This is a genomic window from Comamonas piscis, assembly GCF_014109725.1.
Taxonomy (GTDB): domain Bacteria; phylum Pseudomonadota; class Gammaproteobacteria; order Burkholderiales; family Burkholderiaceae_C; genus Comamonas; species Comamonas piscis.
Genome location: NZ_CP058554.1, coordinates 279,427 through 298,498 on the forward strand (window position 1 = coordinate 279,427; position 19,072 = coordinate 298,498).

General features: G+C 62.9%; 15 protein-coding genes. 8 read left to right on the plus strand and 7 right to left on the minus strand.

Annotated elements, in window-relative coordinates; translation table 11 throughout:
• Positions 1–100 precede the first annotated feature (100 nt).
• From HS961_RS01400 to HS961_RS01420, 4 genes are all read right to left on the minus strand, one after another.
• On the minus strand, positions 101–496 hold the full coding sequence (locus HS961_RS01400) for a hypothetical protein (protein WP_182326032.1): 396 nt from the start codon (positions 494–496) through the stop codon (positions 101–103).
• Complete coding sequence (locus tag HS961_RS01405) at positions 487–5,445, minus strand: RHS repeat-associated core domain-containing protein (RefSeq protein WP_412101619.1); 4,959 nt, start codon at positions 5,443–5,445, stop codon at positions 487–489. The genes HS961_RS01400 and HS961_RS01405 overlap by 10 nt, the downstream gene beginning before the upstream one ends.
• Before the next feature lie 119 nt (positions 5,446–5,564).
• Positions 5,565–6,512 carry an SMP-30/gluconolactonase/LRE family protein gene (locus HS961_RS01415; RefSeq protein WP_182326035.1) on the minus strand — a complete coding sequence of 316 codons (948 nt, stop codon included), beginning with the start codon at positions 6,510–6,512 and terminating at the stop codon, positions 5,565–5,567.
• 75 nt (positions 6,513–6,587) lie between these two features.
• Complete coding sequence (locus tag HS961_RS01420; protein ID WP_182326036.1) at positions 6,588–7,055, minus strand: Lrp/AsnC family transcriptional regulator; 468 nt, start codon at positions 7,053–7,055, stop codon at positions 6,588–6,590.
• Positions 7,056–7,149: 94 nt separating this feature from the next.
• Here HS961_RS01420 and HS961_RS01425 point away from each other — a divergent pair, with 94 nt between their 5' ends.
• Positions 7,150–9,402 carry an aminotransferase class V-fold PLP-dependent enzyme gene (locus HS961_RS01425; protein ID WP_182326037.1) on the plus strand — a complete coding sequence of 751 codons (2,253 nt, stop codon included), beginning with the start codon at positions 7,150–7,152 and terminating at the stop codon, positions 9,400–9,402.
• Positions 9,403–9,487: 85 nt separating this feature from the next.
• Here the strand turns inward: HS961_RS01425 and HS961_RS01430 are convergent, their stop codons facing one another.
• From HS961_RS01430 to HS961_RS01440, 3 genes are all read right to left on the minus strand, one after another.
• Positions 9,488–10,795 (minus strand): ammonium transporter, encoded by a 1,308-nt coding sequence (locus HS961_RS01430; protein WP_182326038.1) that lies wholly within the window; start codon positions 10,793–10,795, stop codon positions 9,488–9,490.
• A 66-nt stretch (positions 10,796–10,861) separates the two neighbouring features.
• Entirely contained in the window at positions 10,862–11,200 is a 339-nt protein-coding gene (gene glnK / locus HS961_RS01435) for a P-II family nitrogen regulator (RefSeq protein ID WP_027010591.1), read from the minus strand.
• A gap of 43 nt (positions 11,201–11,243) precedes the next feature.
• The gene (locus HS961_RS01440; protein WP_182328067.1) at positions 11,244–11,975 is read right to left on the minus strand and encodes a TorF family putative porin; all 732 of its coding nucleotides are present in this window, start codon (positions 11,973–11,975) and stop codon (positions 11,244–11,246) included.
• 327 nt (positions 11,976–12,302) lie between these two features.
• Here HS961_RS01440 and HS961_RS01445 point away from each other — a divergent pair, with 327 nt between their 5' ends.
• The 7 genes from HS961_RS01445 (at position 12,303) to HS961_RS01475 (ending at position 19,066) form a co-directional block, all read left to right on the plus strand.
• The gene (locus HS961_RS01445) at positions 12,303–13,847 is read left to right on the plus strand and encodes a YifB family Mg chelatase-like AAA ATPase (protein ID WP_182326039.1); all 1,545 of its coding nucleotides are present in this window, start codon (positions 12,303–12,305) and stop codon (positions 13,845–13,847) included.
• 169 nt (positions 13,848–14,016) lie between these two features.
• Positions 14,017–15,243, plus strand: coding sequence for an ABC transporter substrate-binding protein (locus HS961_RS01450; RefSeq protein ID WP_182326040.1), 1,227 nt, complete (start codon positions 14,017–14,019; stop codon positions 15,241–15,243).
• On the plus strand, positions 15,240–16,016 hold the full coding sequence (locus HS961_RS01455; RefSeq protein ID WP_182326041.1) for an ABC transporter ATP-binding protein: 777 nt from the start codon (positions 15,240–15,242) through the stop codon (positions 16,014–16,016). The genes HS961_RS01450 and HS961_RS01455 overlap by 4 nt, the downstream gene beginning before the upstream one ends.
• Positions 16,013–16,735 (plus strand): ABC transporter ATP-binding protein, encoded by a 723-nt coding sequence (locus HS961_RS01460; protein WP_133856808.1) that lies wholly within the window; start codon positions 16,013–16,015, stop codon positions 16,733–16,735. The genes HS961_RS01455 and HS961_RS01460 overlap by 4 nt, the downstream gene beginning before the upstream one ends.
• Positions 16,735–17,598, plus strand: a complete 864-nt coding sequence (locus tag HS961_RS01465; RefSeq protein WP_238347740.1) for a branched-chain amino acid ABC transporter permease — start codon at positions 16,735–16,737, stop codon at positions 17,596–17,598. Before HS961_RS01460 ends, HS961_RS01465 begins: the two co-directional genes overlap by 1 nt.
• Positions 17,595–18,500, plus strand: a complete 906-nt coding sequence (locus HS961_RS01470; RefSeq protein ID WP_182326042.1) for a branched-chain amino acid ABC transporter permease — start codon at positions 17,595–17,597, stop codon at positions 18,498–18,500. Before HS961_RS01465 ends, HS961_RS01470 begins: the two co-directional genes overlap by 4 nt.
• Before the next feature lie 2 nt (positions 18,501–18,502).
• Positions 18,503–19,066, plus strand: coding sequence for a carboxymuconolactone decarboxylase family protein (locus HS961_RS01475; RefSeq protein ID WP_182326043.1), 564 nt, complete (start codon positions 18,503–18,505; stop codon positions 19,064–19,066).
• Positions 19,067–19,072 lie beyond the last annotated feature (6 nt).

A 19,072-nucleotide genomic window follows, 5' to 3' on the forward strand; every position in this document is an offset into this window, starting at 1 on the left:
ATCCATCAAATCTGGATGGGCTTAAAACTGTATTCGCGATATTTAGTACGTGAACTACAGGCGAGGCAATATGAACCATCAGCCGTGCCATCGATATTAATTATTTGAAGTCCACCCCTGCAATTAGCCCATAAGCTATTGCAATGCCGCCTCCAAAAAACGCGCCAATCCATAAAGTCTTTACAATATCAAACGATAGATTAACGCCCATTACTAGCGATAATAACCAAAGAAATACACCATAAACCATGACGCCCGAAACGGTTGCGCATGCTGTAAGATTTACGATAGTGAGTTTCTCTTTGCGCTGCAGAACAAGAATGCTAGGCAATCCAAAGATAAAAAATCCAAGGTAAGCAAAAAAAACCGAAATGAATATTGGAATGCTCAAACCTGCTTTGTTCGCATCGGTTAATGTTATTAAAATAATAAAAAACAATGCTGGAAATAGCGGCCCCAGCAATGCCGCAATCAATGCCCTTGCATTCACTTGCATGAGCAAGCTCCAATTATTTGCTCGGTTTGCGGATACCATACGTTATCGATTAAATATGATAGCCCTGAATTTTGCCCTATAGGTCCTTGCGCCCAGCCAGCACCCTCTCCAAAATTATTTACAACTCCATTACTCACATTGCGCGCCACATAGCCAGGAAAAAGTTTATGTCCTGGCTGAGTAACATTAACAACTACTGTCCCATTGTTTAAACTATAAGATTTGACTGGGTTATTATTATAACCTCCAGAATCATTTCCAAATGAACTTACATAGTCGATGCCATTAAAGACGCTTTGAGCTAAATCGGGGGTGGCATTGTTCATAGCTCCATTTATAGTCGCAGCATTAGGTTTTCCGGGAGTGGGCGATTTTATAATCCCCTTCATCACACATGCGGAATCTGCTCCATTCAAGGAGACCTGTTTATTATAATAATGGTAATGCCAATCAGCGCTTGCATCAATTTTTTCCGGCCATCCATCAGGTCTGGGGAATGAAATATTAGGCCCTCCTGGAATGTTGCAGCTAACTGTATTCCCGGATGCTACACATGCCAGTCCTAGCGGATCGACACCAGATATTGGATTATTCGCTGTATACCTAAATAAATTAACCCCTCCTGATGTATTGATTAAATCCTGATTTACATATTCTCCGATCACCGGCTCATAATACCGATGCCGGTTGTAATAAAGCCCCGTATCCCCATCCGCATGCTGCCCCGGCAGCCGAATCGGCTGGTACAGATCACCCGGGTTATGCTCCGCCCGCACATTGCCCCAGGCATCCAACTGCACAGCCCAGTCCAGCCGGCTGTCTTCCCGGATCAGGGCATTGGGCGTTCCCAGGTGATCGCAGAGGTAGTGGCGGATCTCGACTTTTTCTGCAGCTTTTTTGCGTTGGTCGCTCAACGTTTGCTCGTAGTCTTGCAGCTGCTCACGCATAAAGATCTGCACATCCTTGGACATGGACTTAAAGGCGATGTTCTGGGGCAGCGCGGCGCTTAGGTTCTTGATATCTGCCAGGGCGCTTCGCAGGGCGTCTTGCACCACGCCCGGTGAGGTATTGGCGAGCAGTTGTTCGCCCAGATCCAGGGGAGCTTTGCTGGCTCTGCGCAGCTGGATGAGTGGGGTGAACGATCCAGGCTCGTAGATGGTGTGGATGACTTCTGGTTGGGCCGCGCCATCGCTGTCCTGCAAGTTCGCGCTGTTGTACCGTTCGGTGTGAATCAAGCGGTCGCCATCCCAGCCGAAGTAGTCTGTTTCGCTCAGGTCGCCTGATTCTGAGTTGGCCGGCATGCTGTATTTGACTAGTCGTCGCCCAAAGGCGTCGTAGCGATACTGCTGGGCGGTTTGTTTCTCCTTTTCTGTGACGACTACCTGCACCAGCTGGTTGCCACTGTCATACATAAGCTCTAGCTTGCGACCCGTGGCCTCGTCCAAGCTTTGTGTGCGGTTGCCTCGGCTGTCATATTGGTAGTGGATCTTCGCGCCTGCGCTGCTCGCGTCTTCCTGGTTCTCGTAATACGCCACGCGGTTGCCGGCCCAGCGTTTGCTGGTGTGCAGCGGCTGGTTGCTGCTGGGGTCAGGGTCCGCTTGAAGGGGATTGAAGTCGCTGCGCAGCAGTTGCTCTTTGGTGATGGGGTTGGCTTGGGCAGCTGCACGTTGCTGGGCGCGCAGGCGGTCGGTTTCGTTGAGGTGGCCGGTGATGGCATCTGGGGTTGCGGCCTTGGTCTCGGGCCCTGAGATGGGCAGGCGGTTGCCTGCGGGGTCGAACTGCCAGCGCTGCGATCCCGCATGCGGGGTATGCGCGCCGGTCAGGCGTCCTGCCCCGTCGTAGGCAAAGCGGCTGATGCCGGCGTGGCTGCGCATGCTGACCATTTGGCCCAGGCTGTCGTAGTAGTACTGCCGGGCGCTCATGGCGCCTAGCAGGGTTGGCGGGACGCGGCTGAGGGCTTGTCCTCCTGGCGTGGCGAGCATGTCATCCAGCGCGCTGCCTTGCTCCAGGCCCATCCACTGCATCGTTTCCAGGCGACCTGCTGCATCCCAGCCAAGCTTGCGGTAGAGGGGTTTTGCGGTGTTCTCGCCAGGGGTTGTGCTATTGATGTCGGTGAGGACCTGGCGGTGGATCTCTCGGTGCAGCGCGTCGCGCTCAAAGTTGACGAGGCTCTCGCCTTGCCAGGTGATGTCGTGGACGTGGCCTGCGCCGTAGAGCAAATATCCCACCTCGCCCAGGCCTTGCAGCTGGCTGCCTTGGCGGTTGCCCAGGATGTCTAGCTGGTGGCTAATGCGGTGTTCGAACTCGATCTCGGGGGCAAAGAACCGGTCTTGCAGGTCACCAGGGGTGGGGGTTTTGTAGAGACGCTGGACTTCGCCGATGACCCGGCCTGCTGGATCGCGTTCGATGACTGCCTGGCTTTGCAGAATGCCTTCTGTGGCTGGCATGCGGCTTGGGCCCACTTCATCGGCTTCGATTTGGTGCCACACACTTGCTTGCAGCAACTCACCTACCTTGCCCCATTCATAGCGCTGGGTGGTCGCGGGCAACAAGTCTGTCGCTGGCAGATGGCGGGCAGCGAGTTGGCCGGTCATCGTCCATTCGTAGTGGCTGGTGTGTGCAGCCAGGCTTTGTTCTGCGGCCCAGCCGTCTGCGGATTGCGTAAGCTGGCCAGCGGCATCGTATGCGTAGCTCTGCACCCGGGCATCAAACCCGGTCTCCTGGCTAAGCCGGTCCATCACATCCCAAGTGAAGCGGGTGAGCTCGCCGTTCTCATTGGTGAGCTGGGTCAGGCGCCCAGCGATATCGTAGGCAAAGTCCAGATTCTGGCCTGCGTGGCTGCGGCTGGTAAGCCTGCCCCAGAGGTCATAAGCCATCCGCACGCTGGCGGCGGTGGTGCTGACGGGGGTTTTGCCATCTCTGTCATTGCTACGTCCGGCTTTGACTTCCACCACCTGGCCCTGGGCGTCGTAGGTGTAGTGTTCCGTGCTCCCATCGGGGTAGTAAACCCAGCGCAGCTGGTCTTGCTCGTTGTATTCGTAAGCCACCCGCTCGCCCAGCGCATTGCGCACTGTTTTTGTCTGGCCCCAGCGGTTGTATTCGTAGTGGGTGGTGTTGCCCGAGCAGTCGGTGTAGCTGGCGGTCTGCCCGGTGGGGGTGTAGGCAATATGTTTGTCGCGGCCATTGGCATCGGTGATGCGGATGGGCTTGTCGGCATTGGCGCGGATCGCCAGATCTGAAGGGCTGCCAGTGATATTGGGGTAGTGGTATTGCTCGCTGCTGCCGCCTGGCAGCGTCACCGCGGTCATGCGGTGGTGGTAGTCGTAGTCGTAATGCGTTGTGCGGCCAGCGGCATCGGTACTGCTTTGCAGCAGGCTGGTGGTGTCATCAAAGCGCTGGCTGCTGCGCGATCCGCCTGGGCCCTGGGTCGCTAGCAATTGGCCCATGGGGCTGACTGCCATGTATACGCTCCGGCCTAGCGGGTCGGTGACTTGAGTGAGGTGGCCGTACTGGTTGTATTTGCGTTTGATCGTGCTGCCATCAGCGCGGGTGTGTTCCACCAACCTCGCCAGCCCGGCTTCGCCTTGGAAGATGTATTTGTCCACGCGGCCCAGGCTGTCCGTCACCACGCAAGCCCGGCGCGGCTGGCCGTCTACCTCCGGCAAGGCTTCGTATGCAAACCGGTAATCCAAGCCCTCTTGGTTGCGCTGCTCAATCGCCTGGCCTCCTGGCTCATAGCGGTCATAGGCATAGTGGTGCTCTGGCCCGCTGCGCTCTTGGTGCGCAATCATCAAATGGTTGCGCCAGGCAAAGCGCCGCACTACTTGGCCGTGGCGGTTGGTGACGGAGGTGAGATCGCCCTGGTCGCTGTAGCCGTACCGCACCAAGGTGAGGGATTCGGTTTGCAGCATGGGGGCAGATGGATCGCGGCGCAGGTCTACGCGCGTCAGACGCACACCGGTGTCGGCTTGCCAGAAGAAGTTGCCATCTGCATGGGTGTAGTGCTGGGCATCTTGCGCTGCAATCGCTTGTGTGTAATGCAGCTCGTAGCCACGGCCCACGCCATCGTCGATGGTGGTGATGCGTTCCTGGCCCAAAACCGCAGACCAGAAGTAGCGCTGGGAGCGGCCCAGCCGGTCCACCTTGCCCAGCGGAATCCAGTTTGAATCGATGTCCGGTTCCTCGACCGTGACTGGTTTGCCTTCAGCCTTTTGCGCCTTCATCGCCTTGCGCGCCGCTTCAATCGCCTGCCAGTTGGCGGGACCAAACACCCAGACCGTGTCCCCGCTCCCATTGGCCGCCAGGATCATCAAATCCCCGCAAGCCATATCGCGCCGAATCCAAGAAAAGCGCCCCTGCCACCACAAGGGCGCCTGCTGGCTGTGCGGCGGCGGGGCTTCAAAGCTATCTGCTGCGCCGCGCTCGTTGAACTTGGCGGGCGCCGTCATGGCAGCCAGATCGTTAGACAAATTGCCCGGATGCCTGCCCGAGCGCAGCAGCCAGATATCTTCGCTGGGGCTGTAAATGGATTCACCCGCCGCAAGCGCATCAAATGTGATAGTTCGGCCCTGGCTGTCATGCAGCAAGGTGGCGCTAGCTTCTACCTTGATGCGCAAATCTGTTGGAAGGCCCCAGCCATAGCCCAACACCCCGCAATGGCCGCCGTGCTGCGCGTTGACATAGCTGCTGTACTGGCGCTGCCAGATGATGGGCATCGCGCCTGGCAATGCGAAGTCCAAGTCAGAAGACCCAGACAACACTTTGGCGCCGAGCTGCGCATTGACGGGGTTGCCAATGCCCTTGCCATCCTCTTTGCTCTCTGCCTTGCCGCCGGGGCAGACGGAGCATGCGACACCGCCTTGAGTGCCGATCAGAACCGTCCTGGAACCGGTGACGATCCGTGCGTATTTGACCTTGTCATCGATGCGGGCTGCGGGCTTTCCGGACATGCAAACTCCTATCAAAAGCTGAAAAATGATAGTTCATAACTAACAATTCAACAATTTCGATAGTGAGTGCTGCCGCTAGCAGCAGAGGTAGCTATATCAACCGGGGCGTCTGCTGCCTGTCAGAACCCATGGCTGATTTCCCGCCAAGGCTGGGTCGGCAGGCCGGCCACGCCCACGCGCATGGCAAACACGCAGCCCGACAGCGGCAACTGGGCCAGTTCGTCGCGGCTGCGGCCTTGGCGGGCTGAGGTGACGTACAAGGTACGTCCATCGTTGCCACCAAAGCAGGGCATCGTGGGGCAGAGTGCAGGCGTGTAGTGGTTCGCCAGAATGCGGCCCTGGGGGGAGATCTGCAGCACCCGGCCGCCTTCGTACATGGCGCACCAGTAATTGCCGTCCACATCAACAGCGGCGCCATCGGGCCGGCCGCCATAGCCGGGCTCGCCAGGGGTCCAGCCGTCGGGCTTGCTGTCAAAGCGGATGAACACTTCGCCCTCGCCCTGCGGGTAGCCGCTGACATCGCAGGCGTATTTCATGACCCGGTGGCTGGGGGTGTCGGCCCAATACATGGTGCGGCGGTCGGGTGACCAGGCCAGGCCATTGGCGTTGGAGACACCATCGAGCACCTTGCGCACCTTCGTGGTGCCGCTCAAGCCGTCTATGCAGTACAGGGCTGCCACCGGTTGGCGCGGGCCGCTGGCAGGCTCGTGGATGGTGCCGACCCAGAATCGGCCCTGGGCATCGCAGCGGCCATCGTTGCCGCGTTCGGTTGCCGGGTCGATCGGCAGGCGGGCGATTTCGTGCAATGCACCGCCCCAGTCGGTGATGCGGCAGATGCGGTCGCGCAGCACCACGATCCAGCCGTCCAGTGCGCCGCCGCTGCGGGCGGGCGCAATACAGCCGGGCTCCGCCGGCATGTCCCAGCGGTCCATATAGCCCGATCCGGGCATCGTGCGCCACAGCTGCTTACCGGCTACATCGACACCATAGAGAACACCACCGCTGGCTTGCCAGAAAGGAGATTCGCCCAATGCGAAGGGCTGGCTGACCACGGTATGCCAGATCATGGCGTTCCTTTAGAAATAAATTGCATGGAAAACCCTAAGCATTATCTGTGCCACCTGGCTTGCAACAGACAGGGCTTATCGAATATAGGACAGCGGCAAGGCGGTGGTGAACTTGAGCTCTTCCATCGCAAAGCTGGACGACACATCCAGCAACTGGGTATCGGCAATCAGGCGCTTATAGACCTTGTCGTAAGCGGCAATGTCAGGCACCACCACGCGCAGCAGGTAGTCCACCTCGCCACTCATGCGGTAAAACTCGACTACCTCGTCAATGGCACCCACCGCCGCACGAAAGCGCTCAAACCATTCCTGGCTGTGCGTGCTGGTGCGCACTGCGACAAAAACAGTCACACCCACATTCACCTTGTCACGGTCCACCAGCGCTACCTGGCGCTTGATGACCCCGGCCTCTTTGAGCCGCTGGATGCGGCGCCAACAGGGCGTCGCCGACAGGCCCACCTGGGCCGCCAGCTCAGCCACCTGAGTTTCGGCATCAGCCTGCAGCAACGCCAGCAGCTTGCGATCAATGGAATCTAATTTCATTTTTTAAGATATTTTTAGAATGAATTTCCAATATTGTCCGATAGTTGCCGAATTTTGCGGCTGTATTCCCCGGCCCGAACTCGACAATTGGGGCATGGAAATCTACCTCGACGCCAACGCCACCACCCCCGTACTCCCCCAAGCCCGCGCCGCCGCCATGGCGGTGATGGCCGATGCCTACGGCAACCCCAGCAGCATCCATGGCAGCGGCCTCAAGGCTCGCGCGCTGTTGGACGAGGCACGCGCGGTAGCACGCCAAGTGCTGGATTTGCCCAGCGGCCAGCTGCTGTTCACCAGCGGGGCGACCGAGGGCATCCAGACGGCAGTGCTGTCAGCCTTGAGCGCCCTGCGCCAGCGCCGGGATGCGGGTGACAGTACTGCACTCCAACTGCTCTATGGCGCCACCGAACACAAGGCCGTGCCCGAGGCCCTGCAGCACTGGAACACGGTGCTGGGCCTGCACCTGCCGATACACGCCATCCCCGTGGGCAGCGATGGCCGCCATGACCTGGACTGGCTGCGCGCCCAGGCGCCAATAGCCGGCCTGGTCTGCACGATGGCTGCCAATAACGAGACCGGCGTGGTCAGCGACCTGGACGGTATCGCCGCTGTAATGCGCAGCAGCCCCGCCCTGTGGCTGGTGGATGGTGTGCAGGCGCTGGGCAAGCTGGCGCTCAAGGCCATGGAACGCGGCATCGACTACGCACCGTTCTCCGGCCACAAGCTCTATGCGCCCAAGGGCGTGGGCATGCTCTATGTGCGCGAAGGCGCGCCGTTTACCCCGCTGCTGGCCGGTGGCGGGCAGGAAGGCGCGCTGCGCGCCGGCACCGAGAACATGGCCGGCATTGCCGCGCTGGGCGCCGTGCTGCGCGCGCTGCAAGATGGCAGCACCTTTGCCAGCCCAGCCACCCTGGCCGACCACCGCCAGCGGCTGGAATCCGCGCTGCGCGATGCCTTTGGCGCAGTGGTGTTCAACGCGCCTGCAGCGCTGTGCCTGCCCACCACCTTGAACTTTGCGGTGCCGGGGCTGGAATCCAAGCTGCTGCTGGACCTGTTCGATGCCGCCGGCCTGCGCGTCAGCGGCGGCTCGGCCTGCAGCGCCAGCAAGGCCCAGCCCAGCTATGTCCTGCAGGCCATGGGCCTGCCCGCCTGGCAAGCGGCTGCGGCGGTGCGCATGTCGTTTGGCGCAGCCGATGCCAGCGCCATGATTGACGAGGCCTGCCAACGTATCCGCGCCTGCGGCGCTGCACTGCGCACCCATTGCCTGGTCGAGGCGCCTGAAGACACCGCCCACGGCGCCGCCCCGCTGCTGACCCGCTTTGTGGTGGATGGCGCCTGCTGCTACCTGCTGGCCGATGCCGCCAGCCAACGCTGCGTGGTGGTCGATCCGCTGCCCGAACTGGTCGAGCGCCTGGCGCAGTGGCTGCGCTGTCGGGGTTTCACACTGGCTGCTGTGCTGGACACCCACAGCCATGGCGACCATGCCTCCTCCGCTGCCGAGCTGCGTGCCGCCGTGCCCGCTGCGCTGCAGGCCGCTGGCGCGGTGGATGCACTGGGCTGGCCCCAAGGCGCCATGCAGATCGACCTGGGCGCCTACCGCCTGAGCCGCCTGGCGCTGCCCGGCCATACCGAAGACTCCACCGCCTACCTGCTGCACCAGGGCGCGCAGCTGCAGCTGGCGCTGGTGGGCGATACGGTGCTGCCCGGCGCGCTGGGCCGCAGCGATTTTGCCCAGAGCGCGCCGCTGGCCTATGCGGACAGCCTGCGCCTGCTGGAAGCGACCGTGGGCCCGCAGACCTTGCTGCTGCCCGGCCATGACTACGACAACCACTTTGCCTGCACCCTGGCGGTGGAATCGGCCGCCCAGCCACTGCTGGCCGGTGTGCTGCAGGGCCAACTGGATGCAGCGGCCTTTGCCGCCGCCAAGGCCCGCCTGGAGCAGGCCATGGCGCCCACCGCCTACCTAACCATGGCCTGCGGCGCGCGGGTGGATGCGACTGCGCCCACCGCCTGTGTGGAGCTGCCATTAGCACGCGCCCAGGCGCTGCAACTGGCCGGCGGTGCCGCCTTGCTGGTGGATGTGCGCGAGCCCTATGAACAGCAGCTGGGCAGCGCGCGCGGGCTGGAAGGCGGTGACCTGGCCCAGGCCGTGCCGCTGTCGGGCCTGCTCAATGCACTGCCGCAGTGGCTGGCACTGGCCACCGATACCCCTGTGGTGTTCTACTGCCGCAGCGGCAACCGCAGCGCCCAGGCCGCCCGGGCACTGCGCCGTCTGGGCCATCCGCAGGCCTTCAGCCTGGCCGGTGGTTTGGCGCTGTGGCCAGAGCGCGATACCGCTTCCGCATAAGCATCGACTCAGTCCGCGTCGGGGCATAAAAAAAGGCCGGCCGGGTTGTTCACCCGTCCGGCCCCCCAAGGAGTATTCGCAAAAATTAACGTCCGTAGGCCGCTTCGCCGTGGGAGGTGATGTCCAGGCCTTCGCGTTCGGCTTCTTCCGTCACACGCAGACCACCGGTCAGCAAGCCTGCCACCTTGTAGGCAATCCAGGCCACCACACCCGACCACACGATGGTGATCAGCACGCCCTTGGTTTGCACCCAGATTTGGTGGGCCATGTTGTAGCCTTCTGGCTCAACACCGCCCAGGCTAGAGGCGCAGAACACGCCGGTCAGGATGGCACCCAGGATACCGCCCACACCGTGTACACCGAAGACGTCGCAGGTGTCATCAGCCTTCAGCAGGCGCTTGAGACCCGAGACACCCCACAGGCACAGAGCACCGGCGAGCAGACCCATCACGATGGCACCCATGGGGCCGACAAAACCAGCTGCCGGGGTGATGACCACCAGGCCACCGACGGCACCGGAAGCGGCACCCAGCATCGAAGGCTTGCCCTTGTGCAGGGTTTCGCAGACCAACCAGCTCACACAGGCTGCGCCGGTGGCGACGATGGTGTTGATGAAGGCCAGGCCCGCAATACCGTTGGCAGCACCCGCCGAGCCGGCGTTAAAGCCAAACCAGCCCACCCACAGCAGCGATGCGCCCACCATGGTCAGAGTCAGGTTGTGCGGAGCCAGCGCTTCGCGGCCAAAGCCCAGGCGCTTACCCAGCACATAGGAGCCCACCAGACCGGCCACACCGGCGTTGATGTGCACAACGGTGCCGCCAGCAAAGTCCAGCGCGCCATCCTTGCCCAGCAGACCACCGCCCCAGACCATGTGGGCAATCGGCAGGTAGCTGAAGGTGAACCACAGCACCGCGAAGATCATCACGGCAGCGAACTTGATGCGCTCGGCAAAGGCACCGACGATCAGCGCCACGGTAATGGCAGCGAACGTGGCCTGGAAGGACACGAACACATACTCAGGCACCGTCGCCATCGCACCGGACAACGTATCCGGCGTGATGCCCATCAGGAACACCTTGCCAAAGTCACCGAAGAAGTTGCCTTCGCCGGAGAAGGTCAGCGAGTAGCCGTAGATGGTCCATAGCACCGTGATCAGCGAAAAGATCGTGAACACCTGGGCCAGCACCGACAGCATGTTCTTGCTGCGCACCAGGCCGCCGTAGAACAGCGCCAGACCGGGGATGACCATCAGGATCACCAGCATGGTCGAGGTCATGATCCAGGCGGTATCGCCTGCGTTCAAAACGGGAGCTGCAGCTTCGGCCGCAGCCGCGTTGCCCGCAGTGGCCAGTGCCACCGCCGCCAGCCCTGCCAAGGAAAGTAGTCGTCTCATGTTGTTCACACCTTCAAGATAAATTGGCTTGTTGCGCGCGCTGTGCCAGCGCGGAGCGCTGTTTTTTTAGATAGCGTTCGGGCCGGTTTCACCGGTACGGATACGCACCACCTGCTCCAGCGGAGAGACAAAGATCTTGCCGTCGCCGATCTTGCCGGTACGCGCTGCGTTCTCGATCGCCTCGATCACCCGGTCCACCAGGTCCTCGGCCACCGCGATCTCCAGCTTCACCTTGGGCAGAAAATCCACCACATACTCGGCACCGCGGTACAGCTCGGTATGGCCCTTTTGGCGGCCAAAGCCCTTGACCTCGCTCACGGTGATGCCTTGCACCCCAATATCGGACAGCGCCTCACGCACTTCATCGAGCTTGAAGGGCTTGATCACCGCCACTACCAGTTTCATGTTCATAGGTTCTCCTGTCGTCACTTATTGCAGCGGCGCTGCATCAAAAAGCCTTGGTCAGCGACACAATCGCGCGACCCTTGTTCACAAAGCCAAAGGCACCCGTCTTGTTAGCGCCCACCCAGGCAGCGCTGAGCGAGAAGCCGTCACCCAGGTCATAGGCACCGCCCACGCTGTAGTCCAGGTAGTTGGGCACGCCCAGGTCCTTGATGTCGCTGGAAAAGCGCGTGTAACCCACGGCCAGCTTCAAGGTCGTCTTGGGCGCCACCTCTTGTGCAAATGCCACATTCAGGTAGCCGGTGTTGCGGCCCTTGTACGTGCTGTCGTACTTGGTGCCGGCCCAGCCAAAGTAATCCTTCGATACCGTGTGCGAGTACTTCACGGTCACGGGCCCGTAGGTACCCGAGCCATACAGCTCAGTGGTGTTGCCCAGCGTGTTGCCCGGGTAGACATAGGTCAGCAGACCCAGGTCCCAGTCCACATCGGCCGCCTTGAACTTGTAGCCACCGTAGAAATCCATCTCCAGCTTGTTGTTGTCGAGCCAGTCGACGGTGGAGTTCCAGTTACCCACATAAAAGCCGCTATCGCCAAAGGCGTAGTCGACCCCTCCCTGGAGTGCTGGCTTGACCCACTGGGCACTAGAGGACTTCTGGTCCTGACCACGGAACTTGTAGTTCGTGGTCACGCTCACGTTGGCGGTCAGCTGCGCGCTTGCCACCATCGGCAGCGCCAGGAACGCTGCACCTGCCACCACCATCCAGCCTCTGTTGCTCATTGCCATTGCCACACTCCTTGTTGATGAATTCGACCCATCCGTTTGTGGCAAGCACAATGCACAGAGCGTGCCAATCTCCGCGCCACCTGCTGCGTTGTGCGCACCAGACAAGCGCGGCGCGCTATGTTTTTTTGCAAATGCTTACGTTCTGAGCCGCAACGGGGCGCTCCGGGGTGATCGGCGGCAGGCTTGGGCCAGGGGCCAGACCGCCCCGGGGCTGTCGCCCTTGTCCCCAAAACCGACTTTTGCGATGCTGGCTGCAGCCGTGCCTCCAAGAGGTGCTTAGCAATGCACCAAAACGGTGCGCAACCACAAGGAAGCCAGCCCATGAGTCTCGCCGTGGTGCACAGCCGGGCCCTGGTCGGGCTCACCGGCCATCCCGTCAGCGTCGAAGTCCATCTGGCCAATGGCCTGCCCAGCTTCACCCTGGTCGGCCTGGCCGATCTGGAAGTGAAGGAAGCCCGCGAGCGCGTGCGCTCGGCGCTGCAGAACAGCGGGCTGGAGTTTCCGCACAACAAGCGCATCACCGTCAACCTGGCCCCGGCCGATCTGCCCAAGGAATCGGGCCGCTACGACCTGGCCATCGCGGTCGGCATTCTGGCGGCCAGCGGCGCCATCGATGCGGACCGGCTCAACCACTACGAGTTTGCTGGCGAACTGTCGCTGTCTGGCGCCTTGCGGCCGGTGCGCGGCGCGCTTGCTGCGAGCATGGATCTGCACCAGCGCGGCCAGCATGTGCGCCAGGTGCTGCCCCCGGGCAGTGCAGAAGATGCTGCCCTGGTGCCCGATGCCGAGGTCTACCGCGCCAGCCACCTGATGGACGTGGTGCAGCACTTTGCGCCGCAGGCCGCCCACGCCGAGCCCGATGCAGCGCCCAGCCAGTGGCAGCGCATGCCCGCCCAGAGCCGGCCGCCGGAGGCGCTTGGCGCCGACATGGCCGACGTCAAAGGCCAGACCGCCAGCAAGCGCGTGCTGGAGATCGCTGCCTGCGGCGGCCACAACCTGCTGATGCTGGGCGCACCGGGCGCTGGCAAATCGATGCTGGCCCAGCGCTTTGCCGGCCTGCTGCCTGCGCTGAGCGTGGCCGAGGCGCTGGAGAACGCTGCCGTGCACAGCCTGGTCGGCGCCTTTGATGCCCGCAGCTGGGGCCAGCGCACCACGATGGCGCCCCACCACACCGCCAGCGCCGTGGCCCTGGTGGGCGGCGGCAGCCCGCCCCGGCCCGGTGCGATATCGCTGGCCCATTGCGGTGTGCTGTTTTTGGATGAGCTTCCTGAATTTCCGCGCAGCGCGCTGGAAGCACTGCGCGAGCCGCTGGAGACCGGCCAGATCAGCATTGCCCGCGCCGCGCAGCAGGCCACCTTCCCCGCCCGCTTTCAGCTCATCGCCGCGATGAACCCCTGCCCCTGCGGTTTTCGGGGCTCGCGCCAGCGCGCCTGCCGCTGCTCGCCCGACCAGGTCAGCCGCTACCAGGCGCGCATCAGCGGCCCCCTGCTCGACCGCATCGACCTGCACCTGGAAGTCAGCCCCCTGCCCGCCGATGAGCTGCTCACCGCCCCGGCCGGCGAATCGACCGCCGCCATCCGCGAGCGGGTAACCGCCGCCCGCGCCCGCTCACTGCAGCGCCAAGGCATGCTGAACCAGCAGCTGCAAGGCCAGGCGCTCGACGCCCACTGCCAGGCCGAGCCCGCCGCACTGCAACTGCTGCAAACCGCCGCCGCCCAGCTGGCCTGGTCTGCACGCGGCATCCACCGCAGCCTGCGCGTGGCGCGCTCGATTGCCGACCTGGCGCAGTCGGAGACCATCAGCCCGGCCCATGTGGCCGAGGCGGTGCAGTACCGGCGGGCATTGTTGGGTACGAGCGGCATGTAGACAGCGCATGCACTCCCGGCAGCGCTGGCCAATACCCGCCCTTATGCAAAAAACGCGTTTGCTAAGTCAGAAAAATTAGTTCCTCGCGCAACGCTGTCTTCGCACAATCCCCCCTTTTACGCCGCGCAGCCCTGCTGCGAACGGCGGGTTTTTGAAAGCGGATATGGGTGTGAGCAAATTAGGCCAGTGGCGAGTCTTGGGCGTGGCGGTGGCCTCGATGTGTGTGGTGGCCGGTGCCAGTGCGGCAGGTGCAGCCAGTGCCCCCAGCGGGGCACCCATCCGTATCGGCTTGCTGGCACCGCTGACCGGATCGGGAGGCGCCTACGGCAAGGAAGAGGAAACGGCGGCCAAGGCAGCTGCTGCCCACATCAATGCCCATGGCGGTGTGCTGGGCCGGCCCTTGGAGATCGTGGTGGCCGATGACGAGACCACGCCGACGGCTGGCGTGTCTGCCGCACGCAAGCTGATCGATGTGGATGGCGTGGTGGCGATCACCGGCGTGTGGAGCAGCGCCGTGGCGCTGGCCGTGCGCCCGGTGGCGTTGGAGAAAAGCGTGGCCTTGCTGCCCGTGGGCTCGGCCGATGAGCTGACCGAGGGCGACAACAAGGGCCTGGTCTGGCGCTTCCAGACCAATGGCAAGAACTGGGGCCAGGCCTTTGCCAATGTGGCCTACAAGGATGGCGCGAAGACGGCTTCTATCTTGGTGCTGCAGACGCCTTTCACGCTCAGCACCGTCAAGCCGTTTGCCGAGCGCTTTGCGCAGCAGGGCGGCAAGGTGCTCGACACCCTGTACTTCAACCCCAATCAGCCTTCGTACCGTGCCGAGGTGGAGAAAATCTTCAGCAAGAAGCCCGATGCCGTCTTTCTGCCCAGCTATATCCCCGAGTTCAGCGCCATCGTGCGTGAGATTTACCGCAGCGGCTACGAAAGCAAGCTCTACACCTTCAGCCATGCGGCTGACAGCGGCGGCAAGTTTGTGCAGAACGTGGGCAAGGCCGCCGCAGAAGGCGTGAACCATGTGCAGGCCACGCCGGTGGGCAACAACGCCAGCTACCAGATCTACCTGAAGCAGACAAAGCAGCCCGAAGGCACCATCGTCGCCTTTGGCGCCAATGTGTTTGACGAGATCAATGTGCTGGCGCTGGCCATCGAAAAGGCCAAGAGTACCAAGGCGGTCGACTTCAGCAAGGAGATCGCCAATGTGGTCAACACCAAGGGCCCCGATGTGCACGACCCCGTACAGGGCCTGCAGCTGATTCGCGAAGGCAAGCCTTTCCGCTACTCCGGCGCGACGGCGGACTTCCGCTTTGCGCCCAATGGTGATCAGGTGGACCTGGACTATGGCCACTACCGCGTGCTCAATGGGGTGAGCAAGCTGGTGGGCACCACCAAATGAGCCTGCAGACAGACGATCTGCTCAGCGTTCAGGATGTTCATGTAGGTTTTGGGGAATTCACCGCACTGGACGGTGCCCACCTGCACATTGCGCGCGGTGGCATCACCGGCATGGTGGGGCCCAATGGCGCGGGCAAGTCCACCTTGTTCAATGTGCTGGGCGGCCAGCAGGCCCACCAGGGCGGCCGGGTGCTGTTCGATGGCCAGGACATCACGCACTGGTCCGTGCACCGCCGCGCCCAGGCCGGGCTCACCCGCACCTTTCAGATCTCGCGCGAGATGGGCGCGCTCACCGTGCTGGAGAACTTGCTGCTCGCCGCCCCGCAGCAGCCCGGAGAAAAGCTCTGGCATGCGCTGCTGAACACCGCTGCCGCGCGCCAGCATGAAGCCCAGGCGATGGCGCAGGCCCAGGCCCTGCTCGAGCGCGTGGGCCTGTGGCGCCTGGCGCATGAGCGGGCCGACAGCCTCTCGGGGGGGCAGAAGAAACTGCTGGAGCTCTGCCGCGCGCTGATGCTCAAGCCCCGGCTGGTGCTGCTCGATGAGCCAGCGGCCGGCGTCAACCCGGTGCTGGTCAGCGAGATTGCGGACTTTATCCGCAGCCTCCAGGCCGAAGGCATGAGCTTTGCCATCGTGGAACACAACATGGACATGATTGCCGCCCTCTGCGACCCGGTGTATGTGCTGGCGCAGGGCAAGGTGCTGACCCAGGGCAGCTTTGCGCAGGTCTCTGCCCATGCGCAGGTGGTCGAGGCCTACCTCGGAGGTGTGGCATGAGCGCCGAACTCCGTCTGGACAACATCGTGGCCGGCTACGGGGCGCGCGCCGTGCTGCATGGCGTGAGCCTGGATGTCGCACCTGGCTCCAGCCTTGTGGTCGTCGGCCCCAACGGCTCGGGCAAATCCACCTTGATGCGCGTGGTGACCGGGCTGATCCGCCCGCAGTCGGGCCGCGTGCTCTGGGATGGCCGCGATATCACCGCCATCGACGCGCCAGGCCGTGCACGCCTGGGGCTGGGCTATGTGCCGCAGGAGGCCAATGTGTTCCGCAACCTCTCGGTGCTGGACAACCTCAAGCTCGGCCATGAGTTCATCGCCAGCGGTGGCGCCAAGGCCTTGCGCCAGCGGCTGGATGCGGTGCTGGCACTGTTTCCGGAGATCGTTCCCAAACTGAACGTGGCCGCCGGCTTGCTCAGCGGCGGCCAGCGGCAGATGGTGGCCATGGGCGCGGCGCTGATGCCCTCGCCCCGCCTGCTGGCGCTCGATGAGCCCTCAGCGGGTCTGTCGCCCTTGAATGCATCACGCCTGTTTGAGGTGGTGCAGCGCGTGGCGCAAACCGGAGTCACCTTGTTCATGATCGAGCAGAACACCCGCCTGGGTCTGGATGCGGCCGACCAGGGCCTGGTACTGGTGGCCGGCCAGGTGCGGGCGCGCGCGCCCAGCCAAGAGCTGCTGGCCAACGGCCAACTTCAAAGTCTTTATCTGGGGGCGCACTGATGCTGGCGCAGCTCATCTTCAACGGCCTGGTCTCGGGCCTGCTCATTGCGTTGCCAGCTTTGTCGCTGGCCCTGGTCTTCAGCGTGCTGCGTTTTGCCAATTACGCCATTGGCGCGATGGTGACCACCGGCGCCTACCTGGTCTATGCCTTCAACGGCCCGCTGAACTGGCCCTTGCCACTGGCGGTGGCCGCTGGTATCGCGCTCAGTATTGCGCTGGCGCTGCTGCTCAACCGGCTGGTGTTTGCGCCGCTGCGCGGGCGCTCGGGCGTCACCTTGCTGGTGGCCTCGATCGGTGTCGGCCTGGTGCTGGAAAACCTGGTGCGCCTGGTCGCCGGTAATGCGCCGCGCGGCTTTGGTGCCGAGATAGCCCGGCCCGCGCGCCTGCTCGGCCTGCGCGTCAACCAGGAGCAACTCATCACCCTGGTCTGCGTGCTGGCAGCGCTGGCTCTGGTGTGGCTGGTGTTCCGCTTCACCCGCCTGGGCCGTGCGATGCAGGCCGTGGCCGACAACCCCGATCTGGCGGATGTGCGCGGTATCTCGCGCAAGAAAGTGACGGCCACCGTCTGGGCGCTGGCCGCCGCGATGGCCACCTTGTCGGGCGTGCTGATCGGTCTCGACTCGAATGTGGACCCGCAGATGGGTTGGAACTACCTGTTGCCCGTCTTCACTGCCGCGATTCTGGGCGGCATCGGCAGCCCGATGGCGGCCGTGGCAGGTGCGCTGCTGCTGGGGGTGACCGAAGAGCTGGCCACCCTGTTCCTGCCGCCCCACTACCGCACGGTGGTGGCCTTTGTGGTGATGGCCGTGCTGCTGCTGCTGCGCCCGCACGGTCTGTTTGGCGCCAAGTGGGTGCGCAAATGACAAGCTATCTGATTGCAACCCTGGTGCTGGTGGTCATCGCCACCTTGTCGGGCCTGGCGCTGAACCTGCAATGGGGCCTGGGCGGCCTGGTCAATTTTGGGCTTTTTGGCTTTTACATGCTGGGCGCCTATGCCTGCAGCCTGCTGCAGATGCAGGGCCTGCCGCCGCTGGCCGCCATGCTGCTGGCCCTGCTGCTGACGGCGGCGGCCAGCGCCTTGGTCAGCCTGATATCCGTACGGCTCAGCGAGGACTACCTGGCCATCGTCACCCTGGGCTTTGCCGAATCGCTGCGGCTGTTCATCAGCTACGAAGAGTGGCTGACCCGGGGCACCTTGGGCATTCCCAACATCGTGCGGCCCTTTGCCGAGCTGGTGCCCACCGCCTGGCGAGATCTGTTCTTTCTGGGCTTTTGCCTGGTCTGGCTGGCGCTGGTGTTTGTGGTGCTGCAGCGCCTGGCACGCTCGCCCTTTGGCCGCCTGCTGCGCGCCACGCGCGAGGATGCAGGCGTGGCCGAGGCGCTGGGCAAGAACGTGCTCTGGGTGCGGGCGCGCAGCTTTGCGCTGGGCGGCGCCATCCTGGGCATCGCCGGCAGCCTGCACGCCTTCTACTACACCTATATCGACCCGACCCAGTTCACCACCATCCTGACGGCCTATGCCTTCATGGCCGTGATCCTGGGCGGGCGCGGCAGCCATGCCGGCGTGCTGGTTGCCGGCTTCACGGTGATCCTGCTGCTGGAGGGAAGCCGCATGCTGGCCGGCGTCATCCCCTGGCTCGATGGCTCTCAGTTGGCCGCCATCCGCCTGTCGCTGGTCGGAGTGCTGCTGCTGGCAATGCTGATCTTTAAACCCAATGGGCTGCTGCCGGAATACCGGCTTGGCCCCCGTCCTCAAGAAAGCTGACCATGACCCGAATCACCCGCAAATCCCGCGACGACCTGCCCGCGGCAGAGCAACCGCTGTGGGACCGCATGCTGGCCGCTGGCGATTTTGCCGACCAGGCTGGCGTCATGGCGCAGCGCCTGCCGATCTTCTCGCAGACCTGGGCACTGCTGCTGCAGCTGGGCCAGGAAGCCGTGCTGCCCAAGCGCTACACCGAGCTGGCCATCGTCACCGTCTCGCTGCTCAATGACTGCGAATACTGCATCGACCACCACGGCCCCAAGCTGTTGGTTGAGGGTCTGTCGGCCGAAGGTGTGCAGACGCTGCTGGACTATGCCAACCACCCCGAGCTGAACGAGGTGGACCGCCTGGTGGTGGAGTACGCAATCGCCGTGACCCGGAACTGGAGCCAGACGCGTGACGAAATCTTTGCGCGCCTGCACCAGCACTTCAGCGAAGCGCAGATTGTCGAGTTGACCTGGCGCACCGCGCTGTGCGGCGCCTTCAACCGCTTCAACGACATCCTGCAGGTTCAGACCGCGCCCCTGACCAGCGCTGCGGCCAGCGCGGTCGCCGCACAAGCCTGACGAACG

Bases quoted from the DNA above. Each gene is read 5' to 3' on its own strand.
- HS961_RS01400 (WP_182326032.1), bottom strand. From the start codon at position 496: ATGCAAGTGAATGCAAGGGCATTGATTGCGGCATTGCTGGGGCCGCTA.
- HS961_RS01405 (WP_412101619.1), bottom strand. From the start codon at position 5,445: ATGTCCGGAAAGCCCGCAGCCCGCATCGATGACAAGGTCAAATACGCA.
- HS961_RS01415 (WP_182326035.1), bottom strand. From the start codon at position 6,512: ATGATCTGGCATACCGTGGTCAGCCAGCCCTTCGCATTGGGCGAATCT.
- HS961_RS01420 (WP_182326036.1), bottom strand. From the start codon at position 7,055: ATGAAATTAGATTCCATTGATCGCAAGCTGCTGGCGTTGCTGCAGGCT.
- HS961_RS01425 (WP_182326037.1), top strand. From the start codon at position 7,150: ATGGAAATCTACCTCGACGCCAACGCCACCACCCCCGTACTCCCCCAA.
- HS961_RS01430 (WP_182326038.1), bottom strand. From the start codon at position 10,795: ATGAGACGACTACTTTCCTTGGCAGGGCTGGCGGCGGTGGCACTGGCC.
- glnK (WP_027010591.1), bottom strand. From the start codon at position 11,200: ATGAAACTGGTAGTGGCGGTGATCAAGCCCTTCAAGCTCGATGAAGTG.
- HS961_RS01440 (WP_182328067.1), bottom strand. From the start codon at position 11,975: ATGAGCAACAGAGGCTGGATGGTGGTGGCAGGTGCAGCGTTCCTGGCG.
- HS961_RS01445 (WP_182326039.1), top strand. From the start codon at position 12,303: ATGAGTCTCGCCGTGGTGCACAGCCGGGCCCTGGTCGGGCTCACCGGC.
- HS961_RS01455 (WP_182326041.1), top strand. From the start codon at position 15,240: ATGAGCCTGCAGACAGACGATCTGCTCAGCGTTCAGGATGTTCATGTA.
- HS961_RS01460 (WP_133856808.1), top strand. From the start codon at position 16,013: ATGAGCGCCGAACTCCGTCTGGACAACATCGTGGCCGGCTACGGGGCG.
- HS961_RS01465 (WP_238347740.1), top strand. From the start codon at position 16,735: ATGCTGGCGCAGCTCATCTTCAACGGCCTGGTCTCGGGCCTGCTCATT.
- HS961_RS01470 (WP_182326042.1), top strand. From the start codon at position 17,595: ATGACAAGCTATCTGATTGCAACCCTGGTGCTGGTGGTCATCGCCACC.
- HS961_RS01475 (WP_182326043.1), top strand. From the start codon at position 18,503: ATGACCCGAATCACCCGCAAATCCCGCGACGACCTGCCCGCGGCAGAG.